Source organism: Photobacterium halotolerans DSM 18316 (assembly GCF_000425165.1).
GTDB classification, from domain to species: domain Bacteria; phylum Pseudomonadota; class Gammaproteobacteria; order Enterobacterales; family Vibrionaceae; genus Photobacterium; species Photobacterium halotolerans.
The window spans coordinates 153,351-172,326 of the sequence record NZ_KE384320.1; the positions used below are offsets into that span (position 1 = coordinate 153,351).

The 18,976-nt window shown below is 52.9% G+C and carries 13 protein-coding genes; 1 reads left to right on the forward strand and 12 read right to left on the reverse strand.

Annotated features, from left to right (window positions below):
- Positions 1–96 precede the first annotated feature (96 nt).
- The 10 genes from purF to fabB all read right to left on the reverse strand — a co-directional run bounded on the left by purF (position 97) and on the right by fabB (position 14,837).
- A complete protein-coding gene (purF, locus tag H511_RS0113965; protein WP_027252860.1) occupies positions 97–1,614 on the reverse strand; it encodes an amidophosphoribosyltransferase in 1,518 nt (505 codons plus the stop codon).
- A gap of 103 nt (positions 1,615–1,717) precedes the next feature.
- The gene (gene cvpA, locus H511_RS0113970) at positions 1,718–2,209 is read right to left on the reverse strand and encodes a colicin V production protein (RefSeq protein ID WP_027252861.1); all 492 of its coding nucleotides are present in this window, start codon (positions 2,207–2,209) and stop codon (positions 1,718–1,720) included.
- Between the two features lie 64 nt (positions 2,210–2,273).
- Complete coding sequence (locus H511_RS0113975; RefSeq protein ID WP_027252862.1) at positions 2,274–2,834, reverse strand: SPOR domain-containing protein; 561 nt, start codon at positions 2,832–2,834, stop codon at positions 2,274–2,276.
- Positions 2,835–2,836: 2 nt separating this feature from the next.
- Complete coding sequence (gene folC / locus H511_RS0113980; RefSeq protein WP_027252863.1) at positions 2,837–4,120, reverse strand: bifunctional tetrahydrofolate synthase/dihydrofolate synthase; 1,284 nt, start codon at positions 4,118–4,120, stop codon at positions 2,837–2,839.
- A gap of 203 nt (positions 4,121–4,323) precedes the next feature.
- Entirely contained in the window at positions 4,324–5,265 is a 942-nt protein-coding gene (accD, locus tag H511_RS0113985; RefSeq protein ID WP_027252864.1) for an acetyl-CoA carboxylase, carboxyltransferase subunit beta, read from the reverse strand.
- A gap of 279 nt (positions 5,266–5,544) precedes the next feature.
- On the reverse strand, positions 5,545–6,324 hold the full coding sequence (truA, locus tag H511_RS0113990; protein ID WP_027252865.1) for a tRNA pseudouridine(38-40) synthase TruA: 780 nt from the start codon (positions 6,322–6,324) through the stop codon (positions 5,545–5,547).
- Between the two features lie 131 nt (positions 6,325–6,455).
- Positions 6,456–10,931, reverse strand: a complete 4,476-nt coding sequence (locus tag H511_RS0113995; protein WP_162144616.1) for a FimV/HubP family polar landmark protein — start codon at positions 10,929–10,931, stop codon at positions 6,456–6,458.
- Positions 10,932–11,178: 247 nt separating this feature from the next.
- A complete protein-coding gene (locus H511_RS0114000) occupies positions 11,179–12,192 on the reverse strand; it encodes an aspartate-semialdehyde dehydrogenase (protein WP_027252867.1) in 1,014 nt (337 codons plus the stop codon).
- Positions 12,189–13,355: a 4-phosphoerythronate dehydrogenase gene (locus H511_RS0114005; protein WP_027252868.1), complete on the reverse strand. Its 1,167-nt coding sequence runs from the start codon at positions 13,353–13,355 to the stop codon at positions 12,189–12,191. The genes H511_RS0114000 and H511_RS0114005 overlap by 4 nt, the downstream gene beginning before the upstream one ends.
- Positions 13,356–13,622: 267 nt before the next feature.
- Positions 13,623–14,837, reverse strand: a complete 1,215-nt coding sequence (fabB, locus tag H511_RS0114010) for a beta-ketoacyl-ACP synthase I (RefSeq protein WP_027252869.1) — start codon at positions 14,835–14,837, stop codon at positions 13,623–13,625.
- 205 nt (positions 14,838–15,042) lie between these two features.
- Here fabB and mnmC point away from each other — a divergent pair, with 205 nt between their 5' ends.
- Positions 15,043–17,070: a bifunctional tRNA (5-methylaminomethyl-2-thiouridine)(34)-methyltransferase MnmC2/FAD-dependent 5-carboxymethylaminomethyl-2-thiouridine(34) oxidoreductase MnmC1 gene (gene mnmC / locus H511_RS0114015; protein ID WP_027252870.1), complete on the forward strand. Its 2,028-nt coding sequence runs from the start codon at positions 15,043–15,045 to the stop codon at positions 17,068–17,070.
- Between the two features lie 113 nt (positions 17,071–17,183).
- Here the strand turns inward: mnmC and H511_RS24450 are convergent, their stop codons facing one another.
- The gene (locus H511_RS24450; RefSeq protein ID WP_248616603.1) at positions 17,184–17,480 is read right to left on the reverse strand and encodes a hypothetical protein; all 297 of its coding nucleotides are present in this window, start codon (positions 17,478–17,480) and stop codon (positions 17,184–17,186) included.
- Positions 17,481–17,708: 228 nt separating this feature from the next.
- Entirely contained in the window at positions 17,709–18,875 is a 1,167-nt protein-coding gene (locus H511_RS0114030) for a nucleotide sugar dehydrogenase (RefSeq protein WP_027252872.1), read from the reverse strand.
- Between the last annotated feature and the right edge of the window lie 101 nt (positions 18,876–18,976).

The window sequence follows — 18,976 nt, forward strand, 5'->3', positions numbered from 1 at the left end:
TCCCGAGTTCAACGCATTAAATTCAACGCATTAAAAAAGGCAAGCTCAGAGAGCTTGCCTTTTTGTGTTCAGACACTGGTGCTGACAATGAAGGTGTTACACGCCTTCGTTATACAGTTCCAGGTTTGCCAGTTCCTGCTGAATTTCACGCTGCGTTTTGGCATCTTCGCTGCGCAGCGTTTCCAGGTACTCTAAATACTGCTGGTTCACATCGCCCGTGACATAGTTACCATTAAAGACGGAAGTTTCGAACAGTTTAATGTCAGGGTTGCCTTCTGCAACCGCATCCACCAGATCCTGCAAGTCCTGGAAAATCAGACCGTCTGCACCGATCATCTTGCAGATTTCATCCACTTCACGACCATGAGCAATCAGTTCATTCGCGCTTGGCATATCAATGCCGTATACGTTAGGGAAACGAATTTCCGGCGCCGCCGAAGCCAGATAGACTTTTTTGGCACCCGCTTCACGCGCCATTTCAATGATTTGCTCAGAGGTGGTGCCGCGTACAATTGAATCATCAATCAGGAGGACACTTTTACCTTTGAATTCAGAGCTGATCGCGTTCAGTTTACGGCGCACCGACTTACGGCGCAGCTGCTGACCCGGCATGATAAAGGTACGGCCGACATAGCGGTTCTTCACGAAGCCCTGACGGTAAGGTTTATCAAGGGTACGGGCAATTTCCAGCGCACTGTCGCAAGAGGTTTCCGGAATCGGGATAACCACATCAATATCCAGATCATCCCACTCGCGCTTGATCTTCTCACCCAGCTTCTTACCCATATTCAGGCGAGCGCTGTACACAGAAATCTTATCAATGAAAGAGTCAGGGCGGGCAAAATACACGAACTCGAACACACATGGGTTCAGAGCCGGATTCTCCGCACACTGCTCAGTGAACAGCTGACCGTCAAAAGTGATATAGACAGCTTCACCCGGTGCAACATCACGCATGAAATCAAAGCCCACTGCGTCCAGTGCCACCGATTCAGAGGCAACCATGTACTCGACTTTACCTTCCACTTCGCGCTTACCCAGGCACAGAGGGCGGATTCCGTGCGGATCACGAAATGCCATCAGGCCATGCCCGATGACCATAGCCACAACGGCATAAGCTCCGCGCACCTTTTTATGCACAGCACGAATCGCCGCAAAGATGTCATCTGAAGTCAACGGGTAGTTAGTCGCGCCTTCCAGCTGATGAGCCAGAACATTCAACAGAATTTCCGAATCGGAAGAGGTGTTAACATGACGGCGGGCCTGTTCAAAGAGCGAATCTCTGATATCGGCTGCGTTAGTCAGGTTACCATTGTGCGCCAGTGAAATACCGTAAGGGGAATTCACATAAAAAGGCTGAGCCTCTGACGCACTAGAGCTGCCCGCAGTAGGGTAACGAACATGCCCAAGCCCTACTGTCCCCTGCAGACGCTGCATGTGTTTTGCTTCGAATACGTCACGCACCAGGCCATTGGCCTTACGCAGACGGAAACGATTGCTTTCCAGGGTAACAATACCGGCAGCATCCTGGCCACGGTGCTGCAGCACGGTCAGTGCATCATAAATAGACTGGTTAACCGGGGTGTTTCCCACGATTCCGACAATACCACACATGTCCTAAATCCTCGTCATGGATCATCAATAATTGCATTGAGTAACAATACGTTAGTTTGTTGTACCCATACGGTTACTCAATGCAATTAATATAAATCCGGCGCTATAACGCGCCGGGAAGAAAACTGGAACTCTCTTTCAGGTAAGAGAAAAACCACTCAATTACCACGCCAAACTGCGGGATTAACTGCGACGCCTGCCACCATTCTGCGTCAGCAAAACCGGTAAAGGCATCCAGAAAAAACAACACTGCGGCAATGATAAGCACACCGCGAAGGGCACCAAATACGATACCCAGCACCCTGTCGGTACCGGACAAACCGGTTTTTTGCACCAGTTGTCCGATCACGTAATTCACTACCGCTCCCACAATCAGTGTGGCAATAAACAATACCGCGATAGCACTGCCATTTCGTATGAGCTCATCCTGAATATTGGTGAAATACACCGCCAGTTCTTTGTAAAAATTGCTGGCAACAAAAAATGCCGCAAACCAAATCACCAGCGACAGCGCTTCCTTCACAAAACCACGGATCAAACTGACCAGTGAAGAAAAGGCAATCACCCCTAAAATGACATAATCAATCCAGATCATCTTCTACTTAATTCTTGTTGTTGGCGCGTATTCTAACAGAAAAAATCAGAACGCAAACGTTTACCTAAGGGTTGAGTGGGTTAAATCTGAGCAATTGCCCGTTAAGCCCGGTAAGTTTACGCAAATCGTCTGCTTTCTCTGACAGTTTATCTTTGTCGATCTCGGGTCCGACGACAACACGGGCCAAATCACCTGGTTTCAGCTGTTTTGGCAGAACGTGCGCCTGGTAACCTTTGCTTCTCAGTTTCTCAACCAGCTGATGCGCATTCTCAAAATTTCGGAACACCCCCAGCTGTATCACCCAGCCACTGTCCGTATTGCCAGGCTGTGGTTCGCCGACAGGCGGCGGCTTGACGTTAACCGGCTCTGATACCGACTCGGTTAATACCGGTTCTCCGGCAATTTGCTCAGTCACTGCCATAGGGGGTAATTCGGTCTCCGCATCCACGGGTTCCGGAATGGCAGTCACGCTGTCTTCATTCCCGGTCTGGGGCTGTAAAGGAATACTGGCAAACTGCTCCTGGAAGTGCTGCTTTTTACCATCAAAAAAATCAGGCAGAAAAATCACACCGATTGCGACCAGTACGATAGTGCCGACCAGGCGACTCTGAAATTTACTCGCCACACTTACTCCTGTGTCTTAATGTAGCTGGACACTTCGCCAACTGTGTAAAACGAACCAAAAACAATCACGACATCTTCAGGTTGCGCCATCATTAATGCCGCCTGATACGCGAGCTCCGGTGCAGTATACAGCTCGCCCTGAAACGCCAGATGCTCAGCAATTTCCCGGGCAGATGCGGCGCGGGGTCCCGTGAGCGAGGCAGGATACCAGGCATCCACCACTGTCTTCATTTCAATAAGGGTTGATGGGATATCTTTATCACGCAGCATACCCACCACGCCGTGAATCCTGCCTACCGGGCGGATATTCTTCAGTGCCTTAAGCTGACGGGCCAGATAATTTGCCGAATGCGGATTATGTGCCACATCAAGCAAAATCAGCGGATTATCCGCTACCGTTTCCATCCGGCCGGCAAGGCGCACTTTGGCTAAACCGGACACAATATGCTGATCACTGATCTCCAGCTCAGCGACACCAAGTGCCATCAGCGCAGTGGCCGCATTAGGCAAAGGTAAAGCTGGCAGAGGCAGTTGTTCCATGTCGAATGCACCGCACTTCCAGTTCCAGGTCTCGCCTGTCTGCTCGTAGGTATACTGATAGCCAACCTGATACAGCTCAGCACCAATACTGTCCGCATGCGCGGCTACGGAAGCAGGGGGATTGGGCTGACCACAGACAGCTGGCTTCCCGGCACGGAAAATACCGGCTTTCTCATAGCCAATCACTTCGATGTCGCTACCCAGCCAGTCCACATGATCAATAGCCAGACTGGTGATCACCGAGACATCATGATCCACAATATTGGTCGCATCCAGCCGGCCACCCAGTCCCACTTCTAACACCACAACATCCACCTGATGGGTTTTAAAGAGGTTGAGCGCGGCCAGCGTACCGAATTCGAACAGGCTCAGGCTGGTGTCCTGCCGGTAGGATTCTACCGCCGCAAACGCCTGGCTGTGTTCGCTGTCATCCAGTTCCTGACCATTAATGCGAACCCGCTCGTTGTAGCGCACCAGATGCGGTGAGCTGTACACACCCACACTGTATCCCGCCTGCAGCAGGATGGCTTCAAGAATAGCGCAGGTCGAACCTTTACCATTGGTGCCCGCAACAGTAATCACAGTCGGTGCCGGTTTACGTAACCCGGCCCGCTCACCCACAGCCTGCACACGATCCAGCCCCAGATCGATGGCACTGGTGTGAAGGTTTTCCAGATAAAGCAGCCAGTCATTTAGCGGTGAAGTAGCCGAAGGAACAGATTGCGGCGTTGCAGAGGAATCAGACATGTAACAGTACTAACTAATGTAATTAAGATGATGTCGCTTAATGTAGCATGAAGTACGCAGAATTTAACGGTTGAGAGCCAAACGAAGAAAGGAAATGTGGAACAATAACGATATTTGCCTGACTGGCAGAGCGCTTTTCACTTCAGCCTGACATTTGTCTGCGCCAAAAAAACGCCCGGCATTCAACCAGGCGTTTTTTCGTCTTAAGCTTTGTCTTGCGCAGACTCGGTATCGCTGTCAGCTTCTGCGTCCGCTGATACCTGCGGCTCCCTTTCGACAGGCACCACAAGCGGGGACTCGGCATTCATCATCTTAGCCAGCAGGCCGCCAATACGCTGACGCATTTCACGGCGGTCAACAATCATATCAATCGCGCCATGCTCCAGCAGGAATTCACTGCGCTGGAAACCTTCAGGTAATTTCTCGCGCACGGTCTGCTCAATCACCCGCTGTCCGGCAAAGCCAATCAGCGCTTTCGGTTCACCGATGTTGATATCCCCCAACATGGCCAGACTGGCAGAGACACCGCCCATCGTCGGGTCTGTCAGCACAGAGAAGAAAGGCAGGCCTTTCGCCGACAAACGCTCCAGCGCCGCACTGGTTTTCGCCATCTGCATCAGCGACATCAGCGCTTCCTGCATACGGGCACCGCCGCTGGCAGAGAAACACACCAGACCGCAGTTGTTGGCAATGGCTTCATCAACCGCGCGCACAAACTTGGCACCGACAACCGACCCCATAGAGCCGCCCATGAAGGAGAATTCAAAGGCACAGGCAACCACAGGCTGCTGCAACAGTGTTCCTTTCATGGCTACCAGCGCATCTTTCTCACCGCTGGCTTTCTGGGCTGCCGCGATACGGTCTTTGTATTTTTTCGAGTCACGGAATTTGAGGTGATCTTTAGGTTCCAGCTCCGCAGCAATCTCCACCTGGCCTTCTTCATCAAGGAAGGTTTCCAGACGGCGACGGGCTTTCATTCGCATGTGGTGATCACACTTTGGGCAAACTTCCAGATTGCGCTCAAGATCAGCGTAATACAGTACCTGTTCACAAGAGGTACATTTCGTCCATACCCCTTCAGGGATAGATGCTTTACGAGACGTTACAATGTTGCTTTTTGTGAGGATCTTTTCAAGCCAGCTCATGAATGACCTTTCATTTACATCTCCCCCGCCCTGTGGCAAGGGATAATCAATTCGATAATTTCAAGTCCGGAATTAAAACACAAACTCGTCTAAGTGTAGATAAAAAACTGGTTGTACCTTGAGGAAATAGAGTGTTAACGGGATCTTAGCTCAAGAAACTTGACCGACCAGTTAACGCCCGACTGAACCGTTACCGCTCAGATTTCACTCAATTTCTGCAACCCTTGCCTGCGTGACAACCAGGCAGCGCGATATTGCGCCTCAAAACAGCTCACCGGCTCACAAAAAGAGCGGGCCTGCAGGGACACAGGGCAAGTCGTAGGCTTCTGGATAATCAACTTCAACCAGATACAAACCTTCCGCTTTTGCGGTCGCGCCAGCTAAGGTACGATCTTTCTTCGCCAGTAGCCACTGAATCCATTCAGGTTTTTCTTCGCCCCGCCCCACTTTAATCAGGCTGCCTGTGATATTACGCACCATATGATGAACAAAGGCATTGGCCTTGATATCAATGATGACGTAATGGCCCTGCCGGGTGACATTCAGGTGCATCACATTACGCCACGGGCTGCGGGACTGGCAAAACACTGCCCTGAATGAGGTAAAATCATTCTCGCCCAGCAGGTACTGTCCGGCCTGATGCATTTTTTCAGCGTCCAGTTCACCGTGATAATGGCTGATACCCGAACCAAGAATAGCAGGCCGCAGCGCATGATTGTAAATGACATAGCGATAACGTCTGGCGGTGGCGCTGAAACGGGCATGGAACTCATCCGGCACTTCCTTTGCCCAGCGCACTGCGATGTCTTTGGGCAAATGGGCGTTGGTTCCCATCGTCCAGGCCACCAGCTTGCGCGGTGTATCACAATCAAAGTGCACCACTTGCCCGGTACCATGCACACCGGCATCGGTACGACCGGCACATTGTACCTCTATGTTCTGGTTGGCAATCTTGCTCAGCGCTTTTTCCAGTCTGCCCTGCACACTGTCCACATCACGCTGACGCTGCCAACCAAAATAGCGGCTCCCGTCGTACTCAATTCCTAAGGCAATTCGCATGTCTGCACTCTTATTTATCTGAAAACCCTGCCAGCGTGTCCGCCAGCAAAGCGAAAGCAGAGATTATAAAAAAAGCGCCAAAAGAAAAGAAGTCCGCATAAGCGGACTTCCTGTTCAGTCTGATGAAATGATCAGCGATCCATCTTTAATAACAGATTCGCGGCTTCCCGGCTGACATCACCATCACCGTTTTCAGCCACATCATCCAGTAAAAAGTATGCCCCTTCCGTGTCATTCATTTCCAGATAGGCTTTGGCCAGATCAAGTTTGCTGGCGTACTCACCCGCACCGTCGACATCAATGTCGCCAATGCCGGCTAACACATCCGGGAACTCATCCAGCCCCACATCCAGTTTCAGCGGTGCTGAATCCAGCTCAGGATCCGATTCCCCTTCCAGCTCTTTCATCAGTTCATCAATGCTGATGTAAGGCTCATTGTCACTTGCCGAGGCAATCAGCTGGCTGTCTGCCTGAGTATCTGCGACCTCCACAGGATCGTCAGCCTGTTCAGAGAGCGGCGGCTGCTCACCCCAGTCCTCACTTTCCAGTTCAGGTTCAGGGATATCCGCTCCCCAGATCGCGCTTTCCTCCGGAGACAGCTCCTGATCATCCAGCTCGGACAGCGGCACGCTTTCATGTAACAGCCACTGTTCATGCTCGAACTCGTCGGGATTATCTTGTTCTGCTCTGGGTTCAGCTTCAGGCTCTGGCAAAGATTCAGGCTCAGCCGGAACGTCGGCATCAGACCGATCAGCCCCATGCTCACCGGCTGGCTGGCTGCTGTCTGCCGTTATATTGCCATCGTCTCGATCATGGTCTGAGTGGTTGTCAGCTGTCTGGCGATTATCGCCCGCCAGCTCAGGTCGTTCAGAATGAGTGGCCTGCTCAGCATCCGCACTGTCTTCGGTATGCATTGAAGGCAGTGTCTCATCAGACTGCAACTCCTCAGATGCGTGCATGGCTGGCAGTTCAAGCTCAGGCTCCGCCAGCAGTGCCGCCATATCCAAACCTGCAGAGTCGATCAGTTCATCGCTCCAGGATTCATTCAGCCCGGGTTCTGGCTGTGGCTGTGGCTGTGGCTGTGGCTTAACAGTCGGAGTGTCATCACCGTGCTTCAGTTCCTGCTCGTACTGCTCCAGTTCCATCTGCTCTTCAAACGAAGCATTCAATGCATCATCTTCATCAAACTCAGGCAAGGTTGCCGGATCGATCACCGCATATTCGTACTGAGGTTTGCCATGCATAGGCACGGCTTGGGAAGAATCCTCTTGCGAAGAAGAAACATCTGGCAATGAAGGCGCATCTTGTTCCGGTACTGCCTGCGCCGGTTCCGCTTCAGTCTCAGTCAGCTCACCATTACGTTCAGCAGCCTGCGCAGCCAGCTGTAGCTGCTCTGACACCTTATTGAGTGCAGTCTGGGCATCGTCATCAGACCAATCTTTGCCATCCTCATCCTCTTCCCACGAGACGGCTTCAGGATCGAGCAGCGCGGCTTCTTCGTCGAACTCCGGAAATTCCTCCAGGTTGAACACAGGTTCCTGACGTCCGGCAACGCCCTCATCCCAGGCAGGATCGAGTGTAGGCTCTGCCTGTTCCGCCACGGCATCCAGCGCCGGGGTATGTGCATCTGCCTGTTCATTTGCCGCAGACAGAGGTTCCGCTGTCTGCTCTTGTGTCTGAGCCTGCTCCTGTGTCTTAACCGGCGCTTCATCAACAGCATTTTCAGCCAGCTCAGGTTTCTGATACCGGTTCTGCTCTATCAGCTGGCAAGCTTCATCACTGTCGTGATGCCATTGCACGGCTTCGGTATCGTGATCTTCAGCCGGCCCGGTGTCGGATAACGCCTGAGCAGACTCAGCCGCCGCAACCTGAGCATCAGGTGCAGCCTGTTCCTCTGCCTCCCCGGCAATCGCTTGAGCTTCTGGATCTGCGTCTTGCTCAGCAGACAGGCTTTTCTCCGGATCAGCTTCTGGTTGTGGTTCTGCTTGTGCTTCTGATTCAGTACCGCCAATCTCAGTTGCCGGTGCTTCGCTGTATGGCACAGCTTCATCCGCAACGTCTGAACCCTCGGCCTCGGCTTCGATATTGTCGCCCGGGGCAGAATCCGCGCTGTCAGAGTCTATAACGACTGAGTCATCACTCTGGACGTCACTCAGCAGGCTATCAATATCATCCTGCTGCGTGTCCGCTACAGCGGACAGCGCATCCGGGCTGGCTGTCGTTTCTGGCTCAGATACCGGCTCTGATTCAGCGACTGCTTCGGGTTCATCCCCGGCTGTCCGGGCTGCAGCTGGTGACGCTGCGGCGGCTGCTATCTCATCGTCAGAAATATCCTCAAGGTCAGAAATACCAGCGTCATCATCAAGATCAGAATCTTGGATCTCAGTGCCATCTGAAGCCGGGTCACCGACATCGGCCATGCCCTGAGGGTATTCTTCTGTCGGCTCGCTCTGTGCCTCAGTGTCATCCAGCTCACTTAAGTGCTCATCGACGGTTTTTTTTTCAGAAAAAATCAGATCGTCAATGTCATCGGCACTGACAGTGTCTTCTTCCTGAGGTTCTTCCTCATCCAGTGTCAGCAGTTCATCGAAAACATCTTTGTCTTCATCAGTGTTTTCTTCAGCATCCAGCTCAGGATCGATCTGCTCGTTGGGGGTATCTTCATCCAGCAATTCGTCCAGCAGTGCGGTACTGTTTTCATCCAGTTCAAAGTCGCTGTCAGCCTCACCGTCCTGATCATCAATCAGCTCGTCCAGCAACTCGGTGCTGCTGGCATCCAGATTGAAGTCGCTATTGAGATCGTCCAGTCCCCAATCCTCTTCCGCACTGTCATCCTGCGCACTGTCATCACGGTTGCTGTCAGTCTGGGCATTGCTAACCGCAGGGCTGGCTGGCTCATTCTGCACGTCATCTTCACGTTCAAAATCCTGCATCAGTTCATTCAGGATGTCCTGATCCAGCATGCCAAGCTCAATACTGTCGGCTTTATTGCCTGTCAGTTCACTGTCGGCAAAGGCATCGAACAGATCGTCATTGCGCTTGTCCTCAACGGGCTTTGCCGGCAACGCGTCCTCGTCATCGAGTAAACCAACGGCAAGATCAAAGTCCGTTTCTTCGTTATCCTGTGCACTGAAAGGCTTGTCCCAAATACCACTGAGACTGTCTTCTTTTTCCTGCGGCGGCGTCTGGTCAATCTGGTCGAGTGCGCGCTCCATATCCTGGAGACCAATGGCCTGATCCTTGTTCTTAACCGAGATATCACTCTTTGGTAATTCATTACCAAAGGCATCATCCAGCCCGTCGGTCAGATCCAGCTCATCAAGCTCTGCATCGTTATCATCAAACAGATTGTCCGAGAAAATGGGGTTATCCTGCGGCGTCTTATCATCGAACAGATCGTCAAGACTGCTGTCTTCACTGTCCAGCCCCAGATGCGGCTCATCATCGTCCAGATCAGCAACCACCGGCTGAGGTGCTTCTTTGCTCACCTCGGCAGCAGGGGAAGCGGTTTCTTCCTCTTTACGGCGGCGGCCAAGGAAAAATGCCAGTAAGCCTGCAATCAGACTGCCGGGAATCAAGGCGGCACCGGCCAGTGCCCACGGGTTTGCAACCAGTTTATCCAGCCAGTGGACTGGCGGTTGTCCGGCCAGCGGCGCGTCAAGCTGGCCTTGCTGCGCCTTTTGCTGGGCAATGAAGGACTGAATTTCGCCGCGCAACTCTTCGTCGCCCGCCAGCTGTTCTTTCAGCGCACCGATTTCATACTGCATTTCAGACAGACGCACACGCAGCAGCTGATTGCTTTCGCGTAATTTGGTCAGCTCTTCATCTGAAGTATCAAGCTGCTCCCGGATAGCAGGCGAAAGGGTCCCCTCAGCCGTACTGGCGGCCGCGGCGGCAACCCCTGCAGCAGGTGCTGTGGATGACACGGCAGGTGCAGCCGGGCGTTCTGGCGTGCTCGCAGCCACTGAAGGCGCCTGTGGTGCAGACGCGGCCGGTTTCGGTGCTGGTGCCGCTCTGGATGCAGAAGCTGAGCCTGCTCCCGCGGTACCTGCTGAAGCAGAGGCCGGACGGCTGCTATTACCTCCGCTCGTATTGCCTGCGCGCGATTGCTCCCGACGCTGAAGGTCAGTTTCTACGCGATTGCGGATCTGAGCGGTATTTTCTGCCTGAATCTGAGCCATGGTCGGCATTCTCAGGCGGCTGCCCGGGATCAGACCATGAATGTTGCTGTCGGTGAAGGCATTGGGATTGGCACGGAAAATTGCCCCGAGGACCTGATAAATAGAAACGCTGTCATTAGGCTTATACCGCGACGCAATCGCCCACAAGGTTTCGTTTTCGCCTGTCGGGCCGTAAATACCGACTGAACGATTGCCGGGAACCGTGGCTGGACGCGGCGTGGCCGCGCGAGGCTGAGTCACAGCGGGTCGGGGCGATGGCGCGGGTGACACCGCTGGCGCCGGCGGTTGTGCAGGTTCAGCAACCTGGTCAGTCGGCCCCATGATTCGAACAGTGTTCGCTTGTGCGGCGACAGGGAGCTGCAAAGCCGCCGATGCAATGACGACCGGTAAGATGGCACGTTTCATTTTATTTGATGAGTCAGACACTGCCTGCTGTCCTCTCTGGCAGAGATAGTAAACTAGGAATTCTTCGGCCTGTAGCCAGAATACTTGAGCGTAAATGCAAAACGACAGGCGTTTGTAAACATTAAAAGTGATTGTTGCCTGCCATGGCTTGATGTCAATCACCATGCCCGGCTTTTACTGTGAAGATCAAGAAATTGGCTACAGGAAATCAAAGGCATGCCCATTCGCACGCCTTTGAATCGCCGGGTGTATCCGGCCGTTTTACGTCTTACAGGTATTCCTGGATCAGTTTCTCTGCAATCTGCACGCTGTTGGTCGCCGCGCCTTTACGGACGTTATCCGCCACCACCCACATATTCAGACCACAAGGGTGACTGATGTCTTCCCGGATACGGCCGACCATGACATGGTCTTTGCCGATGGCGTCCACCACCTGAGTCGGGTACTCGCTGCCATGGAATACTTCAATGCCCTCGGCATTTTCCAGCAGGCTGATCACTTCTTCAATAATCACAGGCTGGCAGGTTTCCACATGCACAGCTTCGGCATGACCGTAGAAGACCGGCACGCGGACACAAGTCGGGTTCACGCGGATATTGGCATCGCCGAGAATTTTCTGGGTTTCCCACACCATTTTCATTTCTTCTTTGGTGTAGCCGTTATCCATGAACTCATCGATTTGCGGCAGGCAGTTAAAGGCAATCTGCTTAGAATAGACTTTGTTTTCCACCGGCAAACCGTTCAGCAGCTTGGAGGTCTGGCCCGCCAGCTCATTCACGCCGCTCTTGCCCGAGCCAGAAACAGACTGGTAGGTCGCCACGTTAATCCGGTCGATGCCATAAGCATCATGAATCGGCTTCAGGGCCACCAGCATCTGAATCGTCGAACAGTTCGGGTTAGCCACTATGTTGCGATTACGAAAATCAGCCAGCGCTTCCGGGTTCACTTCCGGCACAACCAGTGGGATTTCAGGGTCGTAGCGGAAGCATGAGGTATTATCAATCACCACCACACCCGCGTCGGCGGCAATCGGCGCCCAGTGTTCAGAGGCCTCAGAGCCGGCAGAAAACAATGCCAGCTGCACCTGCGTCCAGTCGAAGTCTTCAACATTGGTCACGCGGGCACTTTTGCCCTTGAATCGCAGCGTCTTGCCCGCACCACGCTCGGAGGCGAGCAGATACAGGTTACGGACAGGAAAATTACGCTCCTCCAGCACCTCAACCATGGCTTCCCCAACGGCACCGGTGGCTCCGAGAATGGCAATATCAAATTCCTGACTCATGGTGTTTCCTCAACAGTAAAACCTAATTTAGCCAGCGACTCTAACCCAAAATGCCCCTGACCTTCTACTGTGACCGCACTGTATTCGCGTCGATCCCAGTAATTTTTTCGCATCTTATCGAATTCCGATGCCATAGCACCGTCATCGACCGCCTGCATCTTACGGCGAAACAGGGCGTCATCCTTTCTGACATCATAGATCAACTGAATCAAGGTGAAGAGCGTGTCTTCATCCCACTCCCTGCTCAGCCGTACCAAAGGCACAGGCGCAACCGGCAACAACTCTGCCGCTTCTACCCTGTCGTCGCGGCCAAGAAATTCGCAGAAACTATTGAAAATCATCGTCGTGCCGCGGGCTTTGCCTTCCAGGCCGTAACCTGCCACATGGGGGGTAGCAAATGCCAGTAAAGGCAGTAGCTCGCGATCAACCAAAGGCTCATGCTCAAACACATCCAGTACCGCCGTCAGTGCCTTACCCTGGCCGGATTGCGACTGTTGCAGGGCTTGTTTCAGCGCCTGGCTGTCGACTATAGGGCCCCGGGCAGCATTGATCAGAATCGCTCCGTCTTTCAGGCGGGAAAGAAACGCCGGATCCACCAGGTGATGAGTCGGGTAATCGCCCTGCTTTGTCAGCGGTGTGTGCAGGGTAATGACATCGCACTCCTTAATCAGCGTATCCAGTGAAGCAAACTGACGCGGATCACCTTGCGCTTCTTTGATGGGATCATTGAGCAAATAGCGGATACCTAAGGCATCCAGACAGCCTGCCAGGTACGAACCGACATTGCCTGCCCCGATAATCCCTACCGTTTTGTCGAACACCGAAAAACCCTGCTGCTGGCCCAGCACCATCAGGCTGCTTAGCACATATTCGGCCACCCCGACCTTGTTACAGCCCGGCGCAGCTGTGTAGGCAATCCCCTTCGCTTCCACCGCGGCCTGATCAATATGGTCCTGACCGGCGGTTGCCGTGCCAACGAAACGCAGCTTATCGGCTTTTGCCAGTAAAGCGGCATTCACTTTGGTGACTGAACGTATCATGAGGCCATCAATATCAACCAGATCATCGGCTGTCAGTGTACGGCCTGGTTTGGCGATAACCTCACCTAAACGACCGAACAGTTCAACCGCATAGGGCATGTTTTCATCTACAAGGATTTTCATTGGGGCTCCGAAAAAGTAGCGCGAATCAATTGCGGACTAGCATGGGAAAAATTCGGCTGATGTCAAGCAAAGCACAGGCTTACTGACCATCCTGCAACGACAAAAAAACCCGGTATCAATACCGGGTTAAACATCCAGGATGGGTAAGAACACTTGATAAGTGCCGCGTCTGAATACTGGCGCGGACCAGGAAACCCTGGGTACCGCGCCGGCCTGGAAATCAGAAGATACAGACTTTGCATGGAGCATCATCTGTATGCCGGTTTATCAGGCTTCGTATTTTTTGATCACCAGCGTCGCGTTGGTGCCGCCGAAACCAAACGAGTTCGACATCACTGTCTTCAGCTTGGCTTCACGGGTTTCACGCACAATGTCCAGACCTTCTGCAGCCGGGTCCAGATTATCAATGTTAATGCTCGGGGCAATAAAGTCATTGTCCAGCATCAGCATGGAGTAAATGGCTTCGTGAACACCGGCAGCACCCAGGGCGTGACCCGTCATGGCTTTGGTGGCTGAAATCGCCGGGCTGTTCTGACCAAACAGCTCCTGAATGGCACCCAGCTCTTTCACATCCCCCACAGGCGTTGAGGTGCCGTGGGTATTGATGTAATCAACAGGTGCATCCAGATCCTGCATCGCCATCTTCATACAACGCACTGCGCCTTCACCTGAAGGGGCAACCATGTCATAGCCATCTGATGTCGCGCCATAACCGACGATTTCACCGTAAATTTTCGCGCCGCGTGCCAGAGCATGCTCCAGCTCTTCCACGACAACCATACCGCCACCGCCGGAAATCACAAAACCGTCACGGTCGGCATCATAGGTACGTGATGCTTTTGATGGATCGTCATTGTACTTGGTCGACAGTGCGCCCATGGCATCGAACATCATGGTCAGTGACCAGTCCAGCTCCTCACCGCCACCGGCGAATACAACGTCTTGTTTGCCCAGTTGAATCAGCTCCAGCGCGTGGCCGATACAGTGCGCTGATGTCGCACAGGCAGAACTCATGGTGTAGTTGACACCACGAATTTTGAATGGGGTTGCCAGACAGGCCGACACGGTGGACGACATAGTACGAGGTACCATGTAAGGGCCGACACGTTTCACACCTTTCTCACGCAGAATGTCGACGGCAACGACCTGGTTATGCGAGGATGCGCCACCCGAGCCAGCCACCAGGCCAGTACGTTCATTAGAGACCTGCTCTTCTGTCAGGCCGGCATCTTCAATTGCCTGTTCCATAGACAAATACGCGAAGGCTGCGGCATCGCCCATGAAACGCATTTTTTTACGATCGATATGATCAGCCGGGTTCATTTTCAGGTCACCCCAGACATTGCTGCGCAGTTTTGCGTCTGCAAACTGCTGAGAAAAGTTAATGCCTGACTTACCTGTTTTCAGAGAATCCAGTACCTCTTTCACATTGTTACCGATACTGGATACGATACCCATGCCTGTAATTACGGCTCGTTTCATGATGAATTCCTACTGTCATTTAACGCGGTGATGATAACGGGTTTAATAAGCTTAAGTGGTCAGCTTTCCCCGTGATCGGTTACAATCCGCTTCTTATCGTGGTCAGTTGATGATCTTTTACCAAAGTTTGCCTGTAAGACATAGCGGCATTTCACACACCTTGCTTAAAAAATCATCACGTTATCTTTACTAAGAGGTTGTCCTTTTGTCCCACTCGTCGCCTAAACAGATTGAAAATGCCGTTCTGGACTGGAACGAAGCCGGTACGCCAGTTTCGCACGATTTCGACGACGTGTATTTCTCCAATGCCAACGGACTTGAAGAAACACGTTATGTATTTTTGCAGCAGAATGGGCTGCCGACGCGCTGGGACACCTTTGACCGACGCCGATTTGTTGTGGCAGAAACCGGCTTTGGCACGGGTCTGAATTTTCTTGCGGTCTGGCAGTGGTTCAAAGCCTTCCGTCAGGCTAACCCAAACGCCAGTGTTAAAGAGCTGCATTTTATCAGTTTCGAAAAATTCCCTGTCACCCGTGAGGATCTGATCAAAGCCCACGAATCCTGGCCTGAGCTGGCCGATCTTGCCCGTCAGCTTCATGCCCATTATCCGCCAGCCGTAGCCGATTGCCACCGCCTGGTGCTGGAAGATGGCATGATCACCCTGGACCTGTGGTTTGGTGACATTAAAACCTCTCTTCCTCAAGTATGGACCCCAGCAGGCGGGTTAGTCGACGCCTGGTTTCTCGATGGTTTTGCCCCCAGTAAAAATCCTGAAATGTGGAACCAGGATCTCTTCAACGGCATGGCGGCACTGGCTCGCGAAGCCTGTACGGCTGCCACATTCACCGCCGCCGGTTTTGTCCGCCGCGGACTGAACGATGCCGGTTTTGACATGAAAAAAGTCAAAGGGTTCGGTTACAAGCGGGATATGCTGGCCGGAGCCTTATCTGAACGCCGTCAGGGGGCCAATTTTGCCCCCTGGTATGCCCGCCAGAGCGCCGAGGATGTATCAGACGTGGCTATCATTGGCGGCGGAATAGGATCAGCCGCGACCGCACTGGCACTGGTGCGGCGCGGCGTTCAGGTCAGCCTGTACTGTGCCGACACCCTGCCGGCAGAAGGGGCATCAGGCAACCGCCAGGGCGCTGTCTACCCGCTGCTGAATGGTTCCAACGATGCGCTCAGCCGTTTCTTCGCCCCGGCTTATCTCTATGCCCGGCAGTTTGTCGAACAGGCTGCTGCGGTCAGTGATTTCAGCTATGACTGGTGCGGCGTCACTCAGCTGGCCTGGAATGAGAAAACGGCAGAAAAACTGGATAAGATGCTGAACGGCGGCTTCCCGCAGGATGTCGTCCATGCTCTGGATACCGAACAGACCCAGGCCATCACAGGCGTAACAACCGGTCACCGCAGTGTGCACTACCCGCTTGGCGGCTGGCTGTGTCCGCAAGCGCTGACACGCGCCCTGATCCGGCAGGCGCAGGCAACAGGACGCTTGTCACTGCACACTGAGACTGACATCACCAGCCTGAGTCAGAATGACGGCGCTCAGTGGACGCTGATCAGCCGTGATAACCGGCAATTCACTCACGCAACCGTGGTGGTTGCCAATGGGCATCGCTTTACAGAATTCGCGCAGACCCGGGATATCCCAGCCTACTCAGTACGTGGTCAGGTCAGCCATGTGCCCAGCCGGGGTGAGCTGGCACAACTGAAATCGGTTCTGTGTTACGACGGTTATCTGACACCGGTCAACCCGGACACACAGACGCATTGTATCGGCGCCAGTTATCGCCGGAACAGTACCGATCTGAGTTTCTCGCCAGAAGAGCACCAGGACAATCAAACGCGGCTGGCTGAGTGTCTGCCTGCCGTTGACTGGCCAAAAGCCATCGATTTCTCCGCACAGGATGCCCGAACCGGTGTTCGCTGTGCCAGCCGGGATCATTTGCCTTTTGTCGGAGATGTCTGCCGCTTCGAGACGCTGCTGAATCAGTATGCCAATCTGCGCGAGCAGCAAAGTGAAGCGGCGGATGTGCCTGTCTATTCCGGTCTGTATGCCATGATAGGGCTGGGCTCTCGCGGTCTCAGCTCAGCGCCGCTGCTGGGAGAAGTGCTGGCGTCCCAGTTATGCGGGGACCCACTGCCACTGCCTCTGAGTGTCCTTGATGCCCTGCATCCTGGACGGATGTGGGTACGCAAATTACTCAAAGGTAAAGCGGTAGAAAGCTGATTTCAGCAACAGGCGTTACCCAAAATACGGTATCGCACAACCTATGACTCTCCCCATTTACGTGGGGAGAGCACTCAATACCCGGCAGTGATACCGCTTAGCTGAGGTTCAGGCTATTGCTGATTGGTAACCGGTGGCGCAGGGTTATCATCACCGCCGCCGGTGTCCGATAACGCAACACCTATCACCACAGCGGCCACCCCGACAGCAACCACAGTGGCCGTTAAGCCGCCGGCAGATGCCGCAGACGCGGTGGTGATTCCCGCCGCAGACCCTTTAGAGGAGGCCGCCGTCGAGGTCGTCGCAGAAGAGGATGTTGCCGAAGAAGGGGTCGTCACCGGGGTTGACGTTGCTCTGGGTACAGCGGGTACGTCAGTTACCGTTTCTGCCGCACTCGCACCCGCACTCATCGTCATTCCAGCAACCATTACTCCAGCTGCCATCAGCGCAATAACAGACTTTTTGGAATCGATCCCCGTAAGGATTCTCGCAAGAGTTCTCATAGCTGTCCCTGACCATCTCAAAAAACCAAAGAGGTAATTCAAGTATAGACAGGGATGCTAATTTTCTGTGATCTATGTCGGAATCAAACCGCAAGAAAAGTAAGACATTCACTCAATCTGGTCGGAACTCTCTGATTAATCAGCCCCAAACAGATCGCGGGTGTACACTTTCTCAAGCACATCTTCAAGCTCTGGCGTCATTCGGTTCGACACAATCACATCAGACATGGCCTTGAACTCCGCTAAATCACGAATCACCGCGGAGTGAAAGAATTCATCATCTTTCAGCACGGGTTCGTAGACCACAACATCCACACCTTTGGCTTTAATGCGCTTCATAATGCCCTGAATGGATGATGCCCGGAAATTGTCTGAGCCGCTTTTCATGATCAGGCGGTACACACCCACCACCTTGGGCTTTTTGCGCAAAATGGATTCGGCAATAAAGTCCTTGCGGGTGGAATTGGCATCAACGATGGCCCGGATCAGGTTGTTCGGCACTTCCTGATAGTTTGCCAGCAATTGCTTGGTGTCTTTGGGTAAACAATAACCGCCGTAACCAAACGAAGGATTGTTATAGTGGGTGCCTATACGCGGATCCAGCCCCACCCCCTGAATAATCTCACGGCTGTCCAGGCCATGGGCAGCGGCATAACTGTCCAGCTCATTGAAATAAGCCACCCGCATCGCCAGATAAGTATTGGAAAACAGTTTCACCGCTTCCGCTTCAGTCGAATGGGTAAACAGCACCGGAATATCGTCTTTAACCGCGCCTTCGATCAGCAGATTAGCGAAGGTTTCTGCCCGCTGCGATTGCTCACCAACAATAATACGTGATGGATGCAGGTTATCGTACAGCGCCCGGCCTTCACGAAGAAACTCAGGTGAGAACAAAATGTTATCTGTACCAAACTCTTCTTTGATCCGCTGGGTATAACCAACAGGAACCGTGGATTTAATCACCATCACAGCATCAGGGTTAATGGTAATAACATCGCGTATCACCGACTCCACAGATGCCGTATTAAAATAATTGGTAACCGGATCATAGTCGGTTGGCGTCGCTATAATGACGAAATCGGCGTTTTCATAAGCGAGATGTTTATCTGTCGTGGCCGTCAGGTTCAGCTCACGGTGTTTGAGGTATTCGCTGATTTCTGTATCAACGATCGGAGAGAGCCTCTGATTAAGCTGATTTACTTTCTCTTCTACAATATCCAGCGCAATAACCTGATTATTTTGCGCCAGCAATACAGCATTCGACAGGCCAACATAACCTGTTCCCGCTACTGTTATTCTCATTCTCTGTCCTCAAACTCGGCCTACTTAACAACAATGATAGCCCCAGCTTAATGGCTTGATATGGAATGCAGATGACAAAGCCCATTAAACGGATTGACTAT